The sequence below is a fragment of the Paenibacillus jilunlii genome (assembly GCF_900102965.1).
Lineage (GTDB): Bacteria > Bacillota > Bacilli > Paenibacillales > Paenibacillaceae > Paenibacillus_AQ > Paenibacillus_AQ jilunlii.
This window is the reverse complement of sequence record NZ_FNGM01000016.1, coordinates 52,761-73,033: the sequence shown is the minus strand read 5'-3', so window position 1 is coordinate 73,033 and position 20,273 is coordinate 52,761. Positions and strand designations below refer to the sequence as shown.

13 protein-coding genes are annotated in these 20,273 nt (G+C 53.1%); 1 reads left to right on the top strand and 12 read right to left on the bottom strand.

The features are described 5' to 3' along the window. Nucleotides 1-17 precede the first annotated feature (17 nt). The 3 genes from BLQ82_RS23475 to BLQ82_RS23465 all read right to left on the bottom strand — a co-directional run bounded on the left by BLQ82_RS23475 (nt 18) and on the right by BLQ82_RS23465 (nt 4,862). Nucleotides 18-2,753, bottom strand: coding sequence for a glycoside hydrolase family 9 protein (locus tag BLQ82_RS23475; RefSeq protein WP_074648567.1), 2,736 nt, complete (start codon nt 2,751-2,753; stop codon nt 18-20). Between the two features lie 373 nt (nt 2,754-3,126). Further along, the gene (locus tag BLQ82_RS23470; RefSeq protein ID WP_062522064.1) at nt 3,127-4,431 is read right to left on the bottom strand and encodes a replication-associated recombination protein A; all 1,305 of its coding nucleotides are present in this window, start codon (nt 4,429-4,431) and stop codon (nt 3,127-3,129) included. A gap of 149 nt (nt 4,432-4,580) precedes the next feature. Beyond that, nucleotides 4,581-4,862, bottom strand: coding sequence for a CD3324 family protein (locus BLQ82_RS23465; protein ID WP_062522062.1), 282 nt, complete (start codon nt 4,860-4,862; stop codon nt 4,581-4,583). 499 nt (nt 4,863-5,361) lie between these two features. Between BLQ82_RS23465 and BLQ82_RS23460 the strand changes: the two genes are divergently transcribed. After that, complete coding sequence (locus BLQ82_RS23460; RefSeq protein ID WP_062522060.1) at nt 5,362-7,380, top strand: methyl-accepting chemotaxis protein; 2,019 nt, start codon at nt 5,362-5,364, stop codon at nt 7,378-7,380. A gap of 560 nt (nt 7,381-7,940) precedes the next feature. Here the strand turns inward: BLQ82_RS23460 and BLQ82_RS23455 are convergent. The 9 genes from BLQ82_RS23455 to BLQ82_RS23420 all read right to left on the bottom strand — a co-directional run bounded on the left by BLQ82_RS23455 (nt 7,941) and on the right by BLQ82_RS23420 (nt 20,066). Beyond that, nucleotides 7,941-10,127 carry a HelD family protein gene (locus BLQ82_RS23455; protein WP_062522058.1) on the bottom strand — a complete coding sequence of 729 codons (2,187 nt, stop codon included), beginning with the start codon at nt 10,125-10,127 and terminating at the stop codon, nt 7,941-7,943. Between the two features lie 197 nt (nt 10,128-10,324). After that, nucleotides 10,325-11,626, bottom strand: coding sequence for an NCS2 family permease (locus BLQ82_RS23450; RefSeq protein ID WP_062522056.1), 1,302 nt, complete (start codon nt 11,624-11,626; stop codon nt 10,325-10,327). A 135-nt stretch (nt 11,627-11,761) separates the two neighbouring features. Continuing rightward, nucleotides 11,762-12,520: a tRNA threonylcarbamoyladenosine dehydratase gene (locus tag BLQ82_RS23445; protein ID WP_062522054.1), complete on the bottom strand. Its 759-nt coding sequence runs from the start codon at nt 12,518-12,520 to the stop codon at nt 11,762-11,764. Between the two features lie 20 nt (nt 12,521-12,540). Continuing rightward, complete coding sequence (aspS, locus tag BLQ82_RS23440) at nt 12,541-14,319, bottom strand: aspartate--tRNA ligase (RefSeq protein ID WP_062522052.1); 1,779 nt, start codon at nt 14,317-14,319, stop codon at nt 12,541-12,543. Between the two features lie 50 nt (nt 14,320-14,369). Continuing rightward, nucleotides 14,370-15,623 (bottom strand): histidine--tRNA ligase, encoded by a 1,254-nt coding sequence (gene hisS, locus BLQ82_RS23435; RefSeq protein ID WP_062522050.1) that lies wholly within the window; start codon nt 15,621-15,623, stop codon nt 14,370-14,372. A 768-nt stretch (nt 15,624-16,391) separates the two neighbouring features. Beyond that, entirely contained in the window at nt 16,392-16,838 is a 447-nt protein-coding gene (locus tag BLQ82_RS23430; RefSeq protein WP_062522048.1) for a hypothetical protein, read from the bottom strand. Between the two features lie 202 nt (nt 16,839-17,040). Beyond that, the gene (locus tag BLQ82_RS32160) at nt 17,041-17,196 is read right to left on the bottom strand and encodes a hypothetical protein (RefSeq protein WP_157243781.1); all 156 of its coding nucleotides are present in this window, start codon (nt 17,194-17,196) and stop codon (nt 17,041-17,043) included. 224 nt (nt 17,197-17,420) lie between these two features. Then, nucleotides 17,421-17,864 (bottom strand): D-aminoacyl-tRNA deacylase, encoded by a 444-nt coding sequence (dtd, locus tag BLQ82_RS23425; RefSeq protein WP_062522046.1) that lies wholly within the window; start codon nt 17,862-17,864, stop codon nt 17,421-17,423. Between the two features lie 21 nt (nt 17,865-17,885). Continuing rightward, nucleotides 17,886-20,066, bottom strand: a complete 2,181-nt coding sequence (locus tag BLQ82_RS23420) for a RelA/SpoT family protein (protein ID WP_062522151.1) — start codon at nt 20,064-20,066, stop codon at nt 17,886-17,888. Between the last annotated feature and the right edge of the window lie 207 nt (nt 20,067-20,273).

Sequence of the window (20,273 nt, the reverse complement as noted above, 5' to 3'; positions counted from 1 at the left end):
TTCCTCTCTGGAATAAATTATGGTTCCAAGCCCCAAACCAATATTCCCTCACGGTGAAGGGTGACTTTGTCCCAATCTGCGAAGGCCTGCTGAGTTCCGCTGTAGGAATAGTCATTGCTCTCATTGTAAGACGTCCAATCTGTCTTGTTGATGCGCACCTGGATTTCTCCCGTATCCGCGCCCGGAGCAAGATTTCCGGCACCTGGGGTAAAAGAAATCTCCACATAAGCATCCGCCAGTGCGGCCGGTGCAGCCAGCTTCACAAAGCTTCCGCTCAGATTCCCGCTGCCAAGGACCGCGTAGTCGCAATGGAATTCCTGCGGCTTGTCTCCGTCCACGGTGTAATAGTAACGGAGCTTCAATCCGCTGAGCGCTACCGCTTCTTTTCCCGTATTCACAATCCGGAACTGGCTGCGGATCTGCGCGTCGCCGGGGCTTGGATCATTGGTGCGGTACTGCACACGCAAATCTCCTTTGGCAGGTGGCGAAGTCTCACGCGGCCGGGCAGCAGCCTGCGCAGAAGCGGTACTTTCCCCCACACTGTTGGAAGCGGTTACAACATAATAATAGTCCACTCCGTTCACCAGCCCGCTGTCGCTATAGGTCGTTCCTGTTACCGTCCCAATGACGGTATAAGGTCCCCCGCTTACCAGCGAGCGTTTGATCGTATAGTTTGCCGCACCGCTGACAGCATTCCAGGTCAAGGAAACGCTGGCATTCCCGGCGGTTGCCTGCAGTCCGGACGGATGGCCCGGCACCTGGGGTTCACCAGGATTGCCGCCGGAAGGGAGCTCCCCATACACCTTGACGCCTGCATCGAACACCGGAATGTACGGATTCTTCACAGGAGAGGATGCACCGGAAGCCACGCCCTTGAAGGAGAAATCATTCGTGTTATCCCAGAACGCTGTGTTCAGCGGAGCACTGATCCGGAATTGAATCTCCTTACGGTAGGCGGATTGCCCGCCGGGATAAATTGGTGTCCCGGTAAAGTCAATTTTCGTGTAATAAATATGGTTGGCTTCGTCAAAGGGAAGCAGCTGCGAGACGGTTCCGCCCTGATTATAGCCTCCCGCCTTGACCGATATATCCTCCGGCCCGTACCCGGCGGCGACAGCTTCACTAAGGTTCACGTAGTAATTAAAGGACATCTGGCTGCTGGAACGTGCCGGCCAGCCCGAGCGGTTATTGAGCAATGCGCGGACCTCCACGAAATTGCTGCCGCTCGCATTCACCGAAGTCTCGGTGAACATCTCATCCTCACGCGTTTCAGCCGGAGGAAAATTCTCCAGCGGCTGCTGGCCCTGCCCGTGCAAGAGCATCATTTTGGCCAAAGCACCTGTAAAGGCTGAGTTATAATCGGTTGCAACCTCGTTGGAGACATAATCGTTGATCGTATCCGTATAGGTGTCGGTCTTGGAAGGTCCTCCGACCAGCGCACCATACAGAATATGGCGGTGGTTGGCAGGGGTTGTCTGGCTGTCGCTCCAGGAACCATGTGAGGTCCGGTGATGCGGATGCTGCGGCGCATTGCTTCCGAAGCCGATAACATAACTGCTGCTCCGCGGATTATCCCCCAGCATATACGTGATCTGCCGTTCGGCAAATGTCCGGGCTGTATTCTGCTTCACCGGGTCGCTTACCCAGTCTGCATAGACAAAAGCCAGAAAGGCCTGATTGGCTGCATAGCGCAGTGCCCCCCACTGGTCCAAATGCGCAAGTCCCCCGGGAGTATAGGCAACCCTGTCGGTTGTCCCGTTCACTCCGGTGGTCCAAAACTGCATATTCCGTTCAGTGGATTGAATAAATTTGGGATCGCCTGTGATGCGCGACAGCAGCAGTTGGGCACCGTAATGCTTGTCATCCCAGGATTGTGTCCATTGATAGCCCCATTGCCCGGACTGATTGGTGCCCCACGAATTGCTGGCGGCTACGGCTTTGTCCAGATAAGTCTGGTCGCCGGTCGCCATATACAGCCAGATTCCGCCCCAGCTTAATTCGTCGGCATAGCCGCTCCATGATTTGTAATACTGCGCCGCATCCGTGATACTCTCGGAGTATACCCCCCGGTACGTATCGGCAAAATTATATAATTGCTTGGCATGGAGCAGCAGCTTGTCCGCATATGCGGCATCCGAATCCCTGAAAATGATTGCCGCCGATGCCAGCGCAGCAGCCGTTTCCGCCGCCAGATCAGAACCGGGATGAGACGCGTCAATTTTGTACGAAGGGCGGGCCATCGGCATAACCTCTGCGGCTCCCCACCAGTTGTGATCGGCTGTTCCGCCTCCAACCTGTCCCCAAAGCTCATTGGGAGCAGTATGCGCTTTCATAAAATAGTCTGTGGCCCAGCGTATATTATCCAGAATCTCATCCAGCTGCCCTGATTGCACATAACCATCCTTATACTCATACACCGACCAAGCCAGCATCGTCGCCGTGTATGCCATAGGTAACCCAAATTTGACGTGGTCTCCCGCATCATACCAGCCCCCGGTCAGATCATGGCCGACATCCGCACCATCCTGCAGCCCGGAATCGCCCCTCCATTCCACTCGGTTGTTATCCGGCAGATTGCCGGATCGTTGGGCTTCATAGAAATAGATAGATTTCTGCAGTGCCTCTGCATAATTGTATCCGCTTCCCTCCGCTTTGCTGACTGATGGGTGAAATGCTGCTCCTGAGATCATTGTGCACGTTAACATTAGTGATAAAGATAAAATAAGACCTTGCTTCCGTTTCCTTGGATTCATACAAGCCCAGCTCCCTTCTCCTTCTGGTCTTCCTGCTTCCATTCCAGCTCCGTCGACTTCATCAGCACCGATAACCTCCCCAGGTTCCAGGTTTGGACATCTTATGCCGCCTAATCCATCCTCCACCTCCCATAGGATGTCAGGAAAGGCTCATCCCATCTACACATATACCATATACAGGGAAATAATTCTATATATTTACATCATAAATATATGAGATACAGGTCTTTTTGTAAAATAATTTCCATTTTGATCACATATATAGCTCCATCTGTCTCTCACTCCACAAAAAAACCGTCCTTCTGCGGGAGGCCTACTGCCTCATTTTGCAAAAGAACGGTTCTCTTCAAAATGTTTTGTTGTTTTTTGAGTGCTACTGTCCACGCCGCAGACCCTGATTATGGCGGATTTTAGCCTCATTCCCCTGCTCGGTAGCCTGATAGAAAACCCTCCGGCTAATCGCCTTCGGCAAATATTCCTGCTTCACATAATGGCCGGGAAAGTTATGGGGATACTGGTATCCCTCATGGCCAAGCGCCGCCGAGCCTTTGTAGTGTGTATCGCGCAGATGCAGCGGCACCTCGGCTGATTTCAGCTCCTCAATACTGTCCATCGCCCTGGAAATCGCCATAACCACGGCGTTCGACTTCGGACTCTCGACCGCGAACAGGATCGCCTGGGCGATGTTCAGCTTGGCCTCCGGCCAGCCATTGTTGCGGTAGGCCTCCAGTGCGCTGACCGCCTGCACCATCGCCTGCGGATTGGCCAGGCCGATATCTTCGCTGCTGGCCGCAATCAGGCGGCGGATGAAGGTCATCGGGTCCATGCCGAGCTTCTCTACGGCATAGAGAAACCAGAACAGGGCGGCATCGCTGGAGCCGCGGATGCTTTTGTGAAAAGCCGACAGAACGTCATACTGGGTCGACTCGTCGGCTTTGACAATCGGGCGGCGGATCGACTCTTCCGCCACTGCAAGCGTAATATGCACGCTGCCGTCAGGCTCCGGCGCTGTGGTCATCGCCGCCAGCTCCAAGGCGTTCAGCGCCCGCCGGATATCGCCGTTCGCCATATCCGCTATGTGCTGCAGTGCTTCCTCATCGGCCTGCAGCTGCATGAATCCGAGCCCCCGCTTCTCATCGGCAAGTGCTCTCCGCATCGCAACCAGGCTGTGTTCACTGGTCAGCGATTCCAGCTGAAACAGCGTGGAGCGGCTCATAAGCGCCCCGTTCACATAATGGAACGGATTCTCGGTGGTCGCGCCGATAAAAATAATCGTGCCCTTCTCCACAGCAGGCAGCAGCGCATCCTGGCGGGAGCTGTTGAAACGGTGCACTTCGTCCAGGAACAGAATCGTCTTCGAGCCGTACAGCGATTTATTGCTTTGGGCCCGCTCAATCACCTCACGCACATCCTTGACCGAGGCTTCCACTGCATTCAGCCGCACAAACTCGCCCTGCGTGTGATGGGAAATGATGTGGGCCAAGGTCGTTTTTCCGCAGCCGGGAGGGCCATAGAGCAGGATGGAGGACACCTGGTCGGCTTCAATCGCGCGGCGCAGCAGCTTGCCTGGACCGATAATATGCTCCTGGCCGATATATTCATCGAGATTCTCCGGCCGCATCCGGTCTGCCAGCAGACGTCCGCCCGCCGTATCCTCACCGAAAGAAAATAAATCCATGATTCCACTTCCTTGCTGTAATCTTGTAATCTAAACCAAACATTACTGCTCTCTATCATACCACACAGCGGCAGCAATCAAGAGACGCATAAAAAAGAGCATGACCTCGCCCTCCCGGCGGGTGCCATGCTCTTTGTTCAAAGTTTAGACTAGCGGTTCATCGCCAGCCGCATTTTTGAGATGATTTTGCGGATGCTTTCCTCAGATAAATGGTATCTCTTCTGCAGCTCGTTCACCGAGCAGCCGCTGCTGTGACTGCAGAAAATCTCCTCGTTGCGGTTGGCAATCTCTTGCCGGGTGCCGCTGTTTTCGCCCCATTTTACCCGTTGCTCTGTTTTCTTAGGGATGTAGAGCAGCTCACCCTGAATGTATCCCTGTAGCTCTTCGAGCAGGCCCGGGGGGAGCACATCCTTCCCATTTACATAACTCACGTAACGTTTCCTCCTTCAACAGGTGTGTTCCCTTAAGTCCGGTCATTGCGCTGTTCATCAGCAACATGTCACCTGCCTCCTTTCTTCTCCTCAAATTTGGTAAAACCGTAATTTCATTATATAAAAACCTGTGGTTAGCGTCTACATTCAAAGTAATTCACGGCAGCGGCCCCCTTCAGTCCAGCAACCAGCTCCGTGTCTGTGTCCATAAATGATAAGGAGGCCTCGCGGCCTCCTCATATGCAGGCTCCCGTACTAGACGGAAACCACCTCGTATTCTGAAATCATTGCAATCAGCCTCCTTCCAGAAGTAATCTTGCCCGGCCGGACACTTATTATTAAGCCATAGGCCAGCCACAGTTACAAGTTCAAGAATAGTTATAATCGTTTTCCACCACTGCACAAAAGAATATTTTGACGAAACTATAAAAAATAAGTCGATAAATGTCGAAATAAATAATAATTTATCTATTTATTTTGAGATATGGGGGAAATTACTATGCCAGCTGTCCGGAGTGCCCTAGCACGTTTTTTTCACATCAAGAAACTCAGAACTGAGTTGATGCTGTTCATTATTACCGCCATTGTGCTTCCTTCTCTTGCCTTGGCTGTCATCTCCTCGGAAACCTCCAAAACAGAGCTGCGCTCCAAAATGGAAGACACCACAAACTCCAGCATCCATATCCTCGATAAAACGCTGACCCAGCTGATTCAGCTGGAAAGTGCAAGTGTCAATGAGCTGGCTGACCAAATCTCCGCAGAAGACGTCACAAGCGGTTCCGCCCGGGTCCGCAAGCTGATTGACAAATTCAAAGCAGAGCATCCCGAAATTGACATTGTTGCCCTGGGCAACAGTGACGGCAAATTTATGCTGTCCCCCACATCCGATCCGAAGGATTATGATCCCAGGGTACGGGACTGGTACATCGACGCACTAAAAGCTCCTGAGTCCGCATCTGTGATTGACCCGATTTTTTCCAAAGTGGCGGGATCTTTTATTCTGCCGATCTCGCGGGCCCTTTCGGACGGCAAGGGTGCCGTTACCATCAGTCTCAGCATGAACGGCCTGATGGAGCTGGCCAAGACGGTAAGTCTCGGTTCGAGCGGCTACGTATATATCCTGGACAGCACGAACAAGGTAATTTATCATCCTTCGATGGAGGTTGCCACGCCCGTTACCGGAGCTTTGCTGGAGGCCCTGAGTGCTGCCCCCATGGGCAAGGTTTCCTATAAAGACAATAAGGCCGGTTCGCAAATGGACGGCTACTATGTGACTAATGAACTGTCCGGCTTCAAAGTGGTCGGAGTCCTGCCCGCAGACGAATACACCAAAGCGGTGTACCCTATTCTGTACAAATCGGCAATTGTACTGGCGGTTGCCTTAATTCTGGCAATTGCCGTTACCTTCTTCATTATCCGCCGGATCACTGCACCGCTGGAAGCGCTGAACCGTTCGGCCAAGCGGGTAAGTGAGGGCCAGCTGGATGAGTCTGTTACGACCCGCCGCAAGGATGAGATCGGCGAGCTTGCCGGAAATTATAACGCCATGGTCCAATCACTCCGCACCATGGTGCAGGATGTCGCCGAGACGTCCGGGCATCTGGCGGCAGCCAGTGAGCAGCTTACCGCCAGCACCGGAGAGAACAGCAAGGCTGTGGAATATGTCACCGAGCTGATAGAAGAGTCAACGCGGGGTGTAGAGACCCAGGCCTACGCATCCGCCGAAGTGGCTACAACGATGGATGAAATGTCCGAGGCGATCCACAAAATCGCCTCAGCCTCCCAGGCCATTGTCAGCGCTGCCCTGCTGACAGAGAAGGATGTCAACAACGGCAGTGCCAAGGTGCAGCATGTCGGGAACCAAATGCAGACGATCCAACGCTCGGTGAAGCAGTCCGGCAGCCTGATCGCCGAGCTGAACGGGCTTAGCGCCAAGGTTGCGGAGACCAGCACGGCCATTGCGTCCATCGCCAAGCAGACTAATCTGCTGTCGCTGAATGCGGGAATTGAAGCCGCACGGGCCGGGGAGCATGGCAGGGGATTTGCCGTTGTGGCCGGAGAAGTGCGCAAGCTGTCCGAGGCTTCCAAGGTGAGCGCGGGACAAATCCAGGAAACCATTTCCGAGATGGTCAGCCTGATCGCGAGCGTCTACGATGTGATGAGGCATCAAGTGACGGCAGATGTGGAGCAGGGGTTGGCTCTGGCACTCGAAGCCGGTGAGGCCTTCACCCAGATTGAGCAGTCTACCCGCCACGTAGGGGAGCAGATCCATGAGGTCTCGGCGATTACCGAGCAAATGTCGGCCAGCTCCGCTGAGGTAGCCGCCTCGGTACAGGAAATGGCCAACATTGCCAAGGCGGCCTTGGATTCCTTCCAGAGCGTTACGGCGGCAACGGAAGAGCAGCTTGCCTCCATGGAGGAGATCACCTCCTCTTCCGAAGCGCTGTCCGCGATGGCTTCCGATATGCAGCAGCAGGTGGAACGCTTCCAGTTCACGGCACAGCACGAAGGCCAGTAATCAGCTTCATACAGAACAAAACGGCTGCGCCGTCCTTGACTGGATAAGGTAGCCGTTTTGGGATTTCCGTTTAGCGTTGCCTGGAGAACCCTTTATGAATCCTTCGGCAATTCCAAGTGGAAAAAGGGGATCTAATTTGCTCGTGCACCATATCCGCCCAGGTTAAGTGGAAAAAGGGTAACTAATTGCTCGTGCACCCTCTGTTCCCGGATGGCTAAGTGGAAAAAAGATAACTAATTCAGCTCATTTCACTCCTGACGAAGGAATATAGCCCAATTAAGTTCCCTTTTTCCACTTAAACCTCACATTTGTTGATTTCAGGGAGAAATAAGTTCCTTTTTTTCAACTAGCATTGCTCATTTGCTTCTTCGCAGCGCTAGTTGGAAAAAAGGCTATCGCATCCGATTAATTTCTACCATTTGGGTGAATTCACTGAATTTTCGTCCACTTATCCACAAGAAAGGGAAATCATAATTTCCTAAATAATAAAAATAGACCGCCCTCCATAACCGGGGCGGTCTTTGTTTTGGATAAAGAGCATATTCGGTTAATGAGGAAGCTTACTCCGGCCAGCCCTGCACGGTCCCTTCTCCATTCTGCAAATATGGGGGAAGACCTTCTCCGTGCAGCATCCACAGCTCGTGGAGGGCCCGGGTACAGCCTACATACATCAGCTTCGCATCCCACGCTGCGCCGCCGTAATGGTCAGAATCGGCATCGGCGAGGATTACGGCGTCGAACTCCAGCCCCTTGGACAGATAAACCGGAAGCACGGATAGCCCTCCCCGGTATTCAGTCATGCTGCCGTCAATCAGATGAATATCTTCGAACCGTCCAGCAAGCTCTGTATACAGCTCAGCGGCTTCCCGCAGGCTGCGGGTTAATACGGCCACTGTGCGATATTCCCGGCCCGACAGCGACGCGAGCGCTGTTCTAACGGCCTGAATCCGGCTGTCCCCGCCTGCAGCCGGCTCCGGGAGCGGCTGCCCGTAAGAAATCAGCCGAACGGGATTGCCGCTGCGGAAGACAGGTACGGCGAGCAGGCTGCTGCCGACTCCGGCAGACAGAATGCCGTTGGCGAATTCAATGATCTCCATCGTTGAGCGGTAGCTTCGCGTCAGCGCGTGGTAAGCCGTGTGCTCCGGGGCGAACAGGGTCTGCATTTCTTCCCAGGCATGTACCCCTTTATAGGCATGAATCCCCTGGGACAGATCGCCCAGGATAGTAAAGGAATGCCCTTTTACATACAGGTCCAGCACAGCAATCTGAAAAGGCGAGAAATCCTGGGCTTCATCAATCACGATATGATCAAAGCGGCTGCCGCCTTCATTGCCGTTCAGCAAATAATGAATATAGAGCAGCGGAGGCAGATCCTCTTCATGCAGGATGCCTTTTTTGAGGTCCTTGACTGTCGATGTCAACACTCCCTGCGGAATCCGCTCGGGGGCCTCTACCGGCCAATCCTCAGGTACCTTTACCGCGCGGAAAATTTGCTTGTAGATCGTCAGCGGATCATATTTCGGCCATTTGGCGCTGTAGGCCTTCTCGCGTGCCGCGCTTTTCTTCTTGCGGTCCTTCATTGCCGCAGCCGACGGGCTTTTCTTCAGCTCCATTTCGATCCAGCGGTGAATCCGCGCCATCACCCGCTCCTTGCGCTTGGCAGGCGGATACGGGGCGTATTCCTCATTATGCCAGCGCAGAATCATGGAGCGGCGCAGTACCGAGCCTTCCCATGGACTGAAATCACCTTCCGGCACTGCCCCGTTCTCCAGCAGGCCTATGGCCGATTCTATAATTCCCATCAGGGCAGTCGATCCCTTGAACCGGCCCGGCGTTTCTTCGGTGATCTCCGGCATGCCGCCTTCTCTTTCGAACCAATGGCTCATAGTTTCTGCAGCATTCTGCTCCGGCAGCACAACCCCAAGCACATCCGCAGCCCAGTCGGGGAAGGTGCTTTGGGCAATATTGCCGACGCCAAGCTCGGGCAGCACGTCCGAAATATAATCGAGGAACATCCGGTTCGGTGCGAAAATAATCATTTTCTCCGCCGACACCTGCTCCTTGTACTGATACAGCAGGAAGGCCAGACGATGCAGCGCGACCGTAGTTTTCCCGCTGCCTGCCACGCCCTGGATAATGAGAGCGGTGTTCTTCGCCGCCCGGATAATCTTGTCCTGCTCCTCCTGAATCGTCGAGACGATGTCACGAAGACGGTTGTCCTTGTTCTCTCCCAGCCGGTAAACGAGAAATTCATCGGATACAGCAGGCCCGTCACTGTCGCGGTTATAAGTATCTGCCACCCTCTCCAGGATCTGCTTTCGGATCACCACGTTGCGCTTCAAAAAGACCAGCCCTTCGATCAGCCCCTCCGGGGCTTCGTAGGAGGCCGGCTCCGTGCCGCCGGTAAACGAATAGAACAGGCTCGCGACCGGTGCCCGCCAGTCAATGACCAGCGGACGGTCACTTACCTGTTCCCGGTCTACACCGATTTTACCGATATAGAGCGCCTTGCGCCCATCCTCATCCTTGCCCTGAAAATCAAGCCGTCCAAAGTAAGGCTCCTGCCGCAGCTTGGCAAGATCTTTGCGCCGCTGTTCCCTTGAAGCCTCCAGTGCCTGCTCCGTATAATCGTGCCCTGTGTACACCGGAATGCCGCGCAGTCTCTCAAGAACCGTATCAATCTCCATAAGCGCGCTGTTCAGCCTGTCTTCTTCCTCTTGATAGGCACTTTGAAAGTTGTCCTCCAATTTCAGTTACCTCCTAAAAGTTATGCGGGTATACGCCTGCTGTTGCCAGACGCCCCCTGATTTGCCTCGTGCAAGACTGGCTTCAGTCACACAAAAAGGATATTTATCATATCACAACAGATTCTGGAATACCATACCTTTTCAGCCCACGCAGAAGCAGCTTCGATTTCTTCGGGAGATCATTGCGGGCGGAATGCCTATCCCATCAGAGCATGCAGCACAAAGTTGGCTATGAACAGTCCGGCAATGCCATACAATGCGGGCGGAACCTCCTTGCCTTTGCCCATGGCCAGTTTGACAATCGGATAGGTAATGAAGCCAAATGCCATACCGTCCACGATGCTGTAGGTGAACGGGATCATCACCATGATCAGGAATGCCGGAAACAGCTCGGTCAAATCGCTGAGGTCCATCTCACGCACGCTCTGCACCATCAGGCCGCCGATGACAATCAGAATCGGCGCGATGGCGCTGTCCGGCACGTAGGCCAGCAGCGGAATGAACAGGAACGTGGCCCCGAACAGCAGGCCGGTGACAAGCGAGGTTAGGCCGGAGCGCCCGCCTGCGGCGATTCCGGCTGTGGATTCGGCAGCCGCGACTACGGGGCTGCTGCCGAACAGTCCGGCAGCGATATTGGCTATGGACAGCGCCCGCAGGCTGCTTTTGAAGCGTTCCGGACGGCCTGCCATCAGCGTCTGGGACGAGATCAGACCGATATTTTCAAAAACCACAATCAACAGCAGCAGAAATACGGCAATCCAGAAGACCAGGCTGATGCCTCTGCCCCAATCCATGCCGGCAAACACATCGCTGTAACCCGCGAATACATGCCCGGAATCCGTCTTCTCCGGTGCATGCGCCGCACCCAGCAGGTAGGCCATCCCTGTGCCCGCCAGCATACTGATCAGCAACCCTCCGCGTGTGCCGCGGATGAACAGCACCAGCGCCAGAATCAAAGTCACACAGGAGGTAATGACTGCGGGATCACTGAAATGGCCGATGGCGACGAAGGTCGTCCGGTGGGCAATGACAATCCCGCTTTTTTGCAGTCCGATAAATGTCAGAAACAGGCCGATTCCGACCGTAATCGCATGCTGCAGATTATGCGGTATCGCGTCGCTCAAAATCCGGTACAGCGAGGTGAACGCCACAATGGCGAAGAGCACCCCTGTTACGACTACTACGGCAAGGGCTTCGCGCCAGTCCAGCTTCATGGAATGCACAAGCGTATACGTGAAAAAAGCATTAATCCCCATGCCCGGCACCACCACAATCGGTGTTTTGCCGCCAAAAGCCATCAGCAGACACCCGGCCACTGCCGTCAGCAGCGTTGCCACCATTCCGGCCCGCAGCGGCATCCCCGCATCATGCAGAATCGCAGCATTGACCATCACTATATATACAGAAGCAAAATAGGACAGGATGCCTGCCGAGAGCTCCCGTTTCCAGTTGTCGCCAGGCTCCAGGCCTACACGATTTCGCCATACTTTCGAATTCATATAAAAACCTCCACTGATAGTGAAATCACGGGTAAGACACTCTGTTCTCTATAAGCCGCACTAAAAGGGCGTAAACCGCCGGCTGGCGGCTGTACGCCCTTTGTTCATTTATATTTCCTGCTTATCTGATTCGTTTCATTTATTCGCTGAGTCCGCAGCCTCCAGGAGGTCGCGTACGGCAACGCTGACCATAATAAGTCCTACTACAGGCGGTACAAATGAATTACTGGCCGGCGGTTGCTTGGCCTTGCGTCTGTCCGGAGCATTGGCAGGGACAATCTGTTCTGTAACATCCTCACGCGGCTTAACCGGCTCTTCGGTGGAGAAGACCACCTTTACACCTTTCTTGATACCTTCCTTGCGCAGTCTCTGGCGGATAACACGGGCAATCGGGTCCATACTGGTCTTGGAAATGTCTGCGACCTGAAAGCGGGTAGGGTCCATTTTGTTAGCCGCACCCATGCTTGAGATCATCGGGATTCTCCGGGCCAGACACTCCTTGATGATATGAACTTTGTAGATGATAGTATCTGAAGCATCGATTACGTAATCCAGCTTGTACTTGAACAGCTCCTCGTACGTTTCCTCCGTATAGAACATGTTCAGCGCAATCGCTTCGCATTCCGGATTTATCAGCTTGATGCGCTCCACCATCAGATCTGTTTTGTTCTGGCCGATAGTGGTGGTCAGCGCATGAATCTGGCGGTTGATATTGGTGATATCCACCGAGTCCTTGTCAATCAGGATAATGCGGCCGATTCCGGTACGGGCCAGAGCTTCCACCGCCATGGCGCCCACACCGCCGATCCCGAGCACTGCTACGGTGCTGTTCTTCATTATCTCCAGACCTTCCGGTCCGATCGCCAGCTCCGTACGCGAGAACTGATGCAGCATGATATACAGCCTCCTAAAATTTATTTCTTTTCTTTTTCCGGCTTAGGCGCCAGCTTGATGTGCAGCTGCTCCAGCTGTATTGCATCGACCGGTGCCGGAGCGTCCATCAGCAGGTCGGTTGCACTTGCTGTTTTTGGGAAGGCGATTGCTTCCCGCAGGTTCGTGCGGCCGGCAAGCAGCATAATCAGGCGGTCAAAACCAAACGCGATTCCGCCATGCGGCGGAGTGCCGTATTCAAAGGCATCCAGCAGATACCCGAACTTCTCGTAGGCCACTTCCGTTGTGAACCCAAGCGCATCGAACATTTTTTCCTGTATTTCGCGTTTATATATACGCTGGGAACCGCCGCCCACCTCATAGCCGTTAAGCACAATATCATAGGCTTGTGCGCGGATGGCTCCAGGATCAGTGTCGAACAGGTGAAGGTCTTCGTCCATTGGACGGGTGAACGGATGATGTTCCGCCACATAACGTTTCTGGTCTTCGTCATAGCCGAGCAGCGGGAATTCGGTTACCCAGGCGAATTTGAAGACACTGTCATCGATCAAGCCGAGCTGGCGGCCGATCTTAAGGCGCAGCGCCCCAAGCACATCTGCCACTACCTTCTTAGTGTCAGCGGAGAAAAGCAAGAGGTCGCCTTCTTCGGCCCCGGTACGCTCCTTCACAGCCGCAATCTCTTCCTCAGTAAAGAATTTGACGATTGGACCTTTAAATTCTCCGTCTTTCACTTGAATCCAGGCCAGGCCTTTCGCACCGTAGCGTGCAGCGTAAGGTCCCAGGTCATCGATTTCCTTGCGGGTCCATGTGCCGCAGCCTTTGGCGTTCAGGCATTTCACCTCTCCGCCTTTCTCAATGACGGAGGCGAAGACCTTCACACCGCTGGAGGCCACGATGTCGTTCATTTCCACCAGTTCCAGACCAAAGCGCAGGTCCGGTTTATCCGAGCCGTATTTGCCCATGGCTTCGGCATAGGTCAGCCGCTGGAAGGGAACGGCCACATCGACACCAACGGTTTCCTTCAGCAGGCGCTGCATGAGGGTTTCCATCATAGACAGCAGTTCGTCCTGCGGCATGAACGAGGTCTCGATATCGAACTGGGTGAATTCCGGCTGGCGGTCAGCACGCAGGTCCTCGTCGCGGAAGCAGCGGGCCATCTGGTAATAACGCTCAATGCCGCCGACCATCAGCAGCTGCTTGTAAATCTGCGGCGACTGTGGGAGTCCGAAGAATTCACCTTCATGCACACGGCTTGGCACCAGATAATCGCGTGCGCCTTCCGGGGAGCTTTTGGTCAGGATTGGAGTTTCAATTTCGATAAAGCCTTCACTGTCCAGGAAGTCGCGGAATATCTTGGCCGCTTTGGAACGGAGCAGCATCGTCTTGTACATTTCAGGCCGGCGCAAGTCGAGGTAACGGTATTTCATACGCAGGGATTCATCGACTTCTACACCATCTTCAATGAAGAACGGAGGCGTCTTAGCTGCATTCAGCACTTCGATTTCTGTAATCTGCACTTCAATCTCACCGGTAGGCAGATTGCGGTTAATGGTTTCTTCGTCCCTTTTTACAACTTTCCCCGTAACGGACAACACATATTCACTGCGCACCTTGTCAGCAATCTGCAGGGCTTCACCGGAATAGTCCGGGTTGAACACGATTTGCACAATTCCGGTACGGTCGCGCAGGTCGATAAACAGCACGCCTCCCAGGTCGCGGCGGGTCTGGACCCACCCGTTCAGCGTTACCGTCTCGCCAATATGGCCCAGCGTCAATTGTCCACAGTTATGACTTCTACTCATAATTTATCCTACCCCTTTTTGGTTAAAATACATATTTTCTCATAAAAATTCTAATCCAGCGACGCGGCCAGGTCTTCCAGCTTTACAGTCCGCTGTTCGCCAGTTGCCATGGATTTCAGAGCAATCACGCCGCTGTTCAGTTCATCTTCACCCAGAATTGCCGTGTACCGTGCATTCATCCGGTCCGCCGATTTCATCTGTGCCTTCATCTTGCGGCCGAGGTAATCGCGTTCCGCAGCGTAGCCCAGACTGCGCAGCGTGAACAGCTGCTTCGTAATCTCCTTATCTGCAGCTTCACCAAGGGCAACAAAATACACATCCAACGGCTTGGCCGCCTCCAGCTCTACACCTTGATTCTCCAGAATCAGCAGAATCCGCTCCAGACCAATTCCGAAACCGATGCCCGGCTGATCGGGTCCGCCGATTTCTTCGACCAGTCCGTTGTACCGGCCGCCGCCGCCAACCGTGTCGATAGAGCCGATGCCTGCCGCTTTATATTCAAACGCTGTATGCGTGTAATAATCTAGTCCGCGTACAAGACGGGGGTTAATACTGTATTCTACACCCATGACATCCAAGTGGGCCTTGACCTGCTCAAAATGGGTGGTGCATTCCTCATCCAGACTGTCCAGAATGGACGGCGCACCGCCAAATTTGTCCTGATCCACCTTGCAGTCCAGCACACGCAGCGGATTGCGTTCCATTCTGCGCTGGCAGTCGCTGCACAAGGTATCTCTCATCGGCCGCAGAAAATTCAGCAGTTTCTCCCGGTAAGCTGCGCGGCTCGGCGCATTCCCTACGGAATTCAGCTCCACCTTGACATCCTTAAGACCCAGATCCTTGTAGAACTGATATCCCATCGATACCACTTCCGCATCAATGGCCGGATCTACCGCTCCAAAAGCTTCAATCCCGAACTGATGGAACTGGCGGTATCTTCCCGCCTGCGGGCGTTCATACCGGAACATCGGTCCGATATAATACAGCTTGCTGACATCGGGTTCACCATAAAGCTTGTTCTGAACGTAGGCGCGTACTACACCTGCTGTCCCTTCGGGACGAAGCGCCAAATCGCGGTCACCCTTGTCCTTGAAGGTATACATTTCGCCTTCCACGATATCTGTTGTTTCCCCAACGCCGCGTTCGAAGAGTCCTGTGTGCTCGAACATCGGTGTGCGGATCTCACGGTAGTTGAAACGCCGGCAGAGATCTCTCGCCTTGCTCTCCACGACCAGCCATTTCTCCACTGCACCCGGCAGCACATCCTGCGTGCCCGTAGGTTTCTCGAATCTTTCCTTTGCCACAGCCTATCCCTCCTGAAAATAACAAAAAATCCCTCGTCCCTGTTTATAACAAACAGGGACGAGGGATTATCATAACCAATAATTCACCCGTGGTACCACCCACATTCCGGATTCAGGCATACTGCCCTAAACCCGCTCTAAGCGGTTAACGCCCGCCTACGCGCTCCGGCTACTGACTGCGGCAATCCTGCGACTGCCTGCTTTCGCCGTGCGTTCTCGGGGAAGTCATTCATCCGTTCATTAACAGAATCCTTACAGCCTGGCAGAAACGGTTCACGCATCCTACTGGATGTGCAGCCGGTTCTGTGGGATTCCTCTCTGGGGTCATGGGTTACGGATTACTTGGTCCCGTCATCAAAACACTATAACATATCGTATACTGTTAGATTCTACTGAACCACTGCGCTAAAGTCAAGGCATGAAAATAAAATACAGCCGCAAACTTCATTCTCAAGCTGCCATTCAAAAAAAATGACCTGCAGCCGATTGCTGCAGGTCCATCATCATATATTATAAAAAAGGGGGTCATGCTTCTATTATAAACAGGCTATATTAAGGAATCATGTATGAATTATTACGGTTGCATTACAGAAAAGAAAGCGTTTTATTTCTTGGGACATTCCCCGGTTTGCTGCCCACAAATCACTTTACACTACAACCTTATTCTCTGTCCAGAAATTTAGTACAATTTTTAATATTTATAGTTGAAAAAGCTCCAAGAAAACCCTTCCAGGTTTACTTGGAGCTTAATTTTGATAGCCTCATTCATTATGCTTCAAAAATCTCCACAAAAGCCTGTTTGCCGCGCAGAACCTCAACAACTTCATTGCGCTTCGCTTCAGGGACTCTAAGGTCCATGACGTAATTTACATCGCTTAAATCCCTGTCATCCACATCCGTGGCACTGCGTACATCTCCGGCATGGCTCGTGTCGGTATTGTCGCCAAGATCATTGTCTACCCCGATGCCCGGTACAATGGCTGCGCCGGAAACTGTGCCTGTCGCACCTGCAACGCCATAAGCTCCACCCGTCATGGCTGAGTTGTTGTAAGGAACAAACGGCAGCAGAATATTACGGCTCCGGTGGTCGCCTTTATCTAAAGGATCTGTTAATTCGGATACTTCAATGCCTTCCACACCGTAAGGAATCAAAGCCGTCTTCGCACCTTCCGCTTCACTTTCGGTCCTGAAATACGCCTGAATTCTTGTAGTCATGGTCGTTCCCTCCTTATGAATGGTTAGATCATTGAATCCCTAAATTTCATGTATTACAACACCTGGAGCAGCCCGCGCACGAATGCGGGTGCTGTTCTAGCTACATTCTGTCTTCGTCATTCTATTACCCGCAATCACAGGCTTTCTAACGGCTGAAGAACAACTCCGGTATTATTTACAGGAAGCCGCCATCCCCGGGGTCTCAAGTGCGCGGCAGAAAGCTGCGGCTGTTCCCTTTTAACACTTGAAGCTCTTTATAGTCTTCGACATCCTTCGCCGCCGTCACCGCTTCGGAACAGCAGCCAACATTATATGCCGGAATGCTGCTCCAGCTCCGCGCTTTCACTGATTGTCTCATGCCCAGACTCCCTGCTATTCGTAAATACCCGCTCCCCATAGTTTACCCACCCCGTGGTGGCCCTATCCGCACAAATGCGGAGAAGGGGACCTTAACTTTCTGATCTCAGCTTATCTGAACGCAAAAAAAGTGCCTCTGCCGATCCCTCGCGGAACCTCGCATGACACTCTTGATCGCAAATATGATCTATAGATTGGTTAAGTCCGTGCTGAAGGCTGCGGGGATTAGCCACGGCTGTCCAGCAGTAGCGTTACCGGCCCCCAGTTGGTCAGGGACACATCCATCATCGCACCAAAAACACCGGTCTCCACCTGAAGCCCGCCGGCCCGCAATTCCTGATTAAAGTAATCGTACAGCCGCTCTGCCTCAGCCGGGGCTGCCGCAGCCATAAAGTTCGGCCGCCGTCCTTTGCGGCAGTCTCCATACAGCGTAAACTGTGACACGGATAATATCGCGCCTCCTGTATCGGTGACGCTAAAATTCATCTTGCCGGCTTCATCCTCAAAAATGCGGAGTCCGGCAATTTTATCAGCCAAATACTTGGCGTCCTGCTCTGTATCCTCATGGGTAACACCGACCAGCAGCATCAATCCTTTGCCAATCGCTCCCGTCACTGTATCCTCTACGCTTACCTTGGCTTCCTTGCAGCGCTGCACTACTACTCTCATTGCTTCTTTCAGCTCCTTGCCCTATTGCATAATGCGGTTAACGGTATATACATCCTTAACCCGCTTCACCCGATCGACCACAGATTGCAGATGATCGGTGTTGCGGATCAGAATCGTCATATGAATCATCGCCATTTTGTTCTTGTCGCTTCGTCCGGTGACAGCCGATATATTCGTCTTGCTCTCCGACACTGCCTGCAGCACCTCATTGAGCAGCCCGTTGCGGTCATGGCCGGTAATCTCAATGTCCACGCTGTAGTTAGCCTCCATGCTGCCTTCCCATTCCACTTCGATCACCCGTGCCGACTCCTCTCCATCACCATCTGTAGGAATATTCGGACAATCTTCACGATGGACAGAAACGCCGCGGCCGCGGGTCACATAGCCGACAATATCGTCGCCGGGCACCGGATTACAACATCGGGCAAAGCGGACAAGCAGATTATCGATGCCTTTTACACGGACCCCGTTGGTCGGCTGATTGCGCTTCTCCCCGCTGGACTTGATTTCCTTCATTTCGGTGGTAAGCTCCAGATGCCCTGCCGCTTCTTCCTGCTCTTTGCGCAGCTTCTCTGTAAGCTTGGATGCAATTTGCGCGGCGGTAATTCCGCCAAAGCCCACGGCCGAGAGCATATCTTCTACATCATTGAAAGCAAATTTCTTGGCCGCTTCCGACAATTTATCCTCTGTCAGCCAATCCGAAACCTCCACGTTCTGACGCTTCAGCTCACGTTCGATCGCTTCCCGGCCTTTTTCAACATTCTCCTCACGCTTCTCCTTCTTGAACCACTGCTTGATCTTGCTGCGGGCATGGGAAGATTGGGCAATCTTCAGCCAGTCCCGGCTTGGACCATAAGAGTTCTTCGAGGTCAGAATCTCCACAATATCCCCAGTCTTCAGCTTATGATCGAGCGGCACGATCCGCCCGTTCACCTTGGAACCGATCGTCCGGTTCCCTACCTCTGTATGAATCCGGAAGGCAAAATCAAGCGGTACAGAACCAGCCGGAAGCTCCACAACCTCGCCTTTGGGCGTAAAAACAAACACGAGATCGGAGAAAAAATCCATCTTCAGCGACTCTACAAATTCCTCGGCATCCTTGGCTTCATGCTGCAGCTCCAGAATCTCGCGGAAAAACGGCATCCGGTTCTCCGGATTGACGTTATTGCTGCTGCCTTCCTTGTAAGCCCAGTGAGCCGCAATCCCGAACTCGGCAGTCCGGTGCATCTCCCACGTGCGGATCTGCACTTCTGTAGGCTCTCCGCCCGGACCCACCACAGTGGTGTGCAGCGACTGGTACATGTTCGCTTTGGGCATGGCAATATAATCCTTGAAACGGCCAGGCATTGGCTTCCAAAGAGTATGAATAATCCCGAGTGTGGCATAACAATCCTTAATATTGTCGACGATAATGCGGATGGCAAGCAGATCATAAATTTCATTGAACTGCTTGTTCTTGGTGTTCATCTTGTTATAGACACTGTAAATATGCTTCGGACGCCCGGACAGATCCCCTTCGATCCCCATTTCGTCCAATTTGGCACGGATGCGGCCGATCACGCTGTCGATGAACTGTTCCCGTTCCGCCCGCTTCTTGTGGACCAGGTTGGCAATGCGGTAATACTGCTGCGGGTTCAAATAACGGAGGGCAATATCCTCCATCTCCCATTTGATTGCCGAAATCCCCAGCCGGTCTGCAATGGGACAAAAAATCTCCAGCGTTTCATAAGAAATACGGCGCTGGCTTTCTTCGGACTGATATTTAAGGGTACGCATATTGTGCAAGCGGTCCGCCAGCTTAATCACAATCACCCGGATATCCTGAGCCATAGCGATGAACATTTTGCGGTAGTTCTCGTTCTGCTGCTCTTCCTTGGAGCGGAAGCGAATGCGTTCCAGCTTGGTTAGACCGTCCACCAGCATCGCGCAGGTATCGCCAAATTTCTCGCGAATCTGCTCTAGGGAGACGGTGGTATCCTCTACGACATCATGCAGCAGCGCTGCAATAATGGAGATGACGTCCATTTGCATATTGACGACAATATCTGCGACCGCGAGCGGGTGCAGGATGTATGGCTCCCCCGATTTCCGAACCTGCCCGTGATGAGCCTGATCGGCAAATTCATAAGCTTCCCGGATGCGGAGAAGATCTTTTTCTTTTATATAGGCGCCGGCCTTTTCGGTTAATTGCTCTATGCCCATTCTCGTCGTATCCGTTTCCTTTCTATAATAAAATGAACCCGCAAGCATTGCAGAATTTGCAGGTTCCATATGTCCAAATCTGCGCTAGCGCATTTAAAGTTGTCTATAATTATGACGCTTGCGATGGATTACGTCAACACTTGCCATAGCATGGCACCGGGGTAAACGAATGTGTCAAGAATAGACAATTTCGTGGCACTTGAAAAA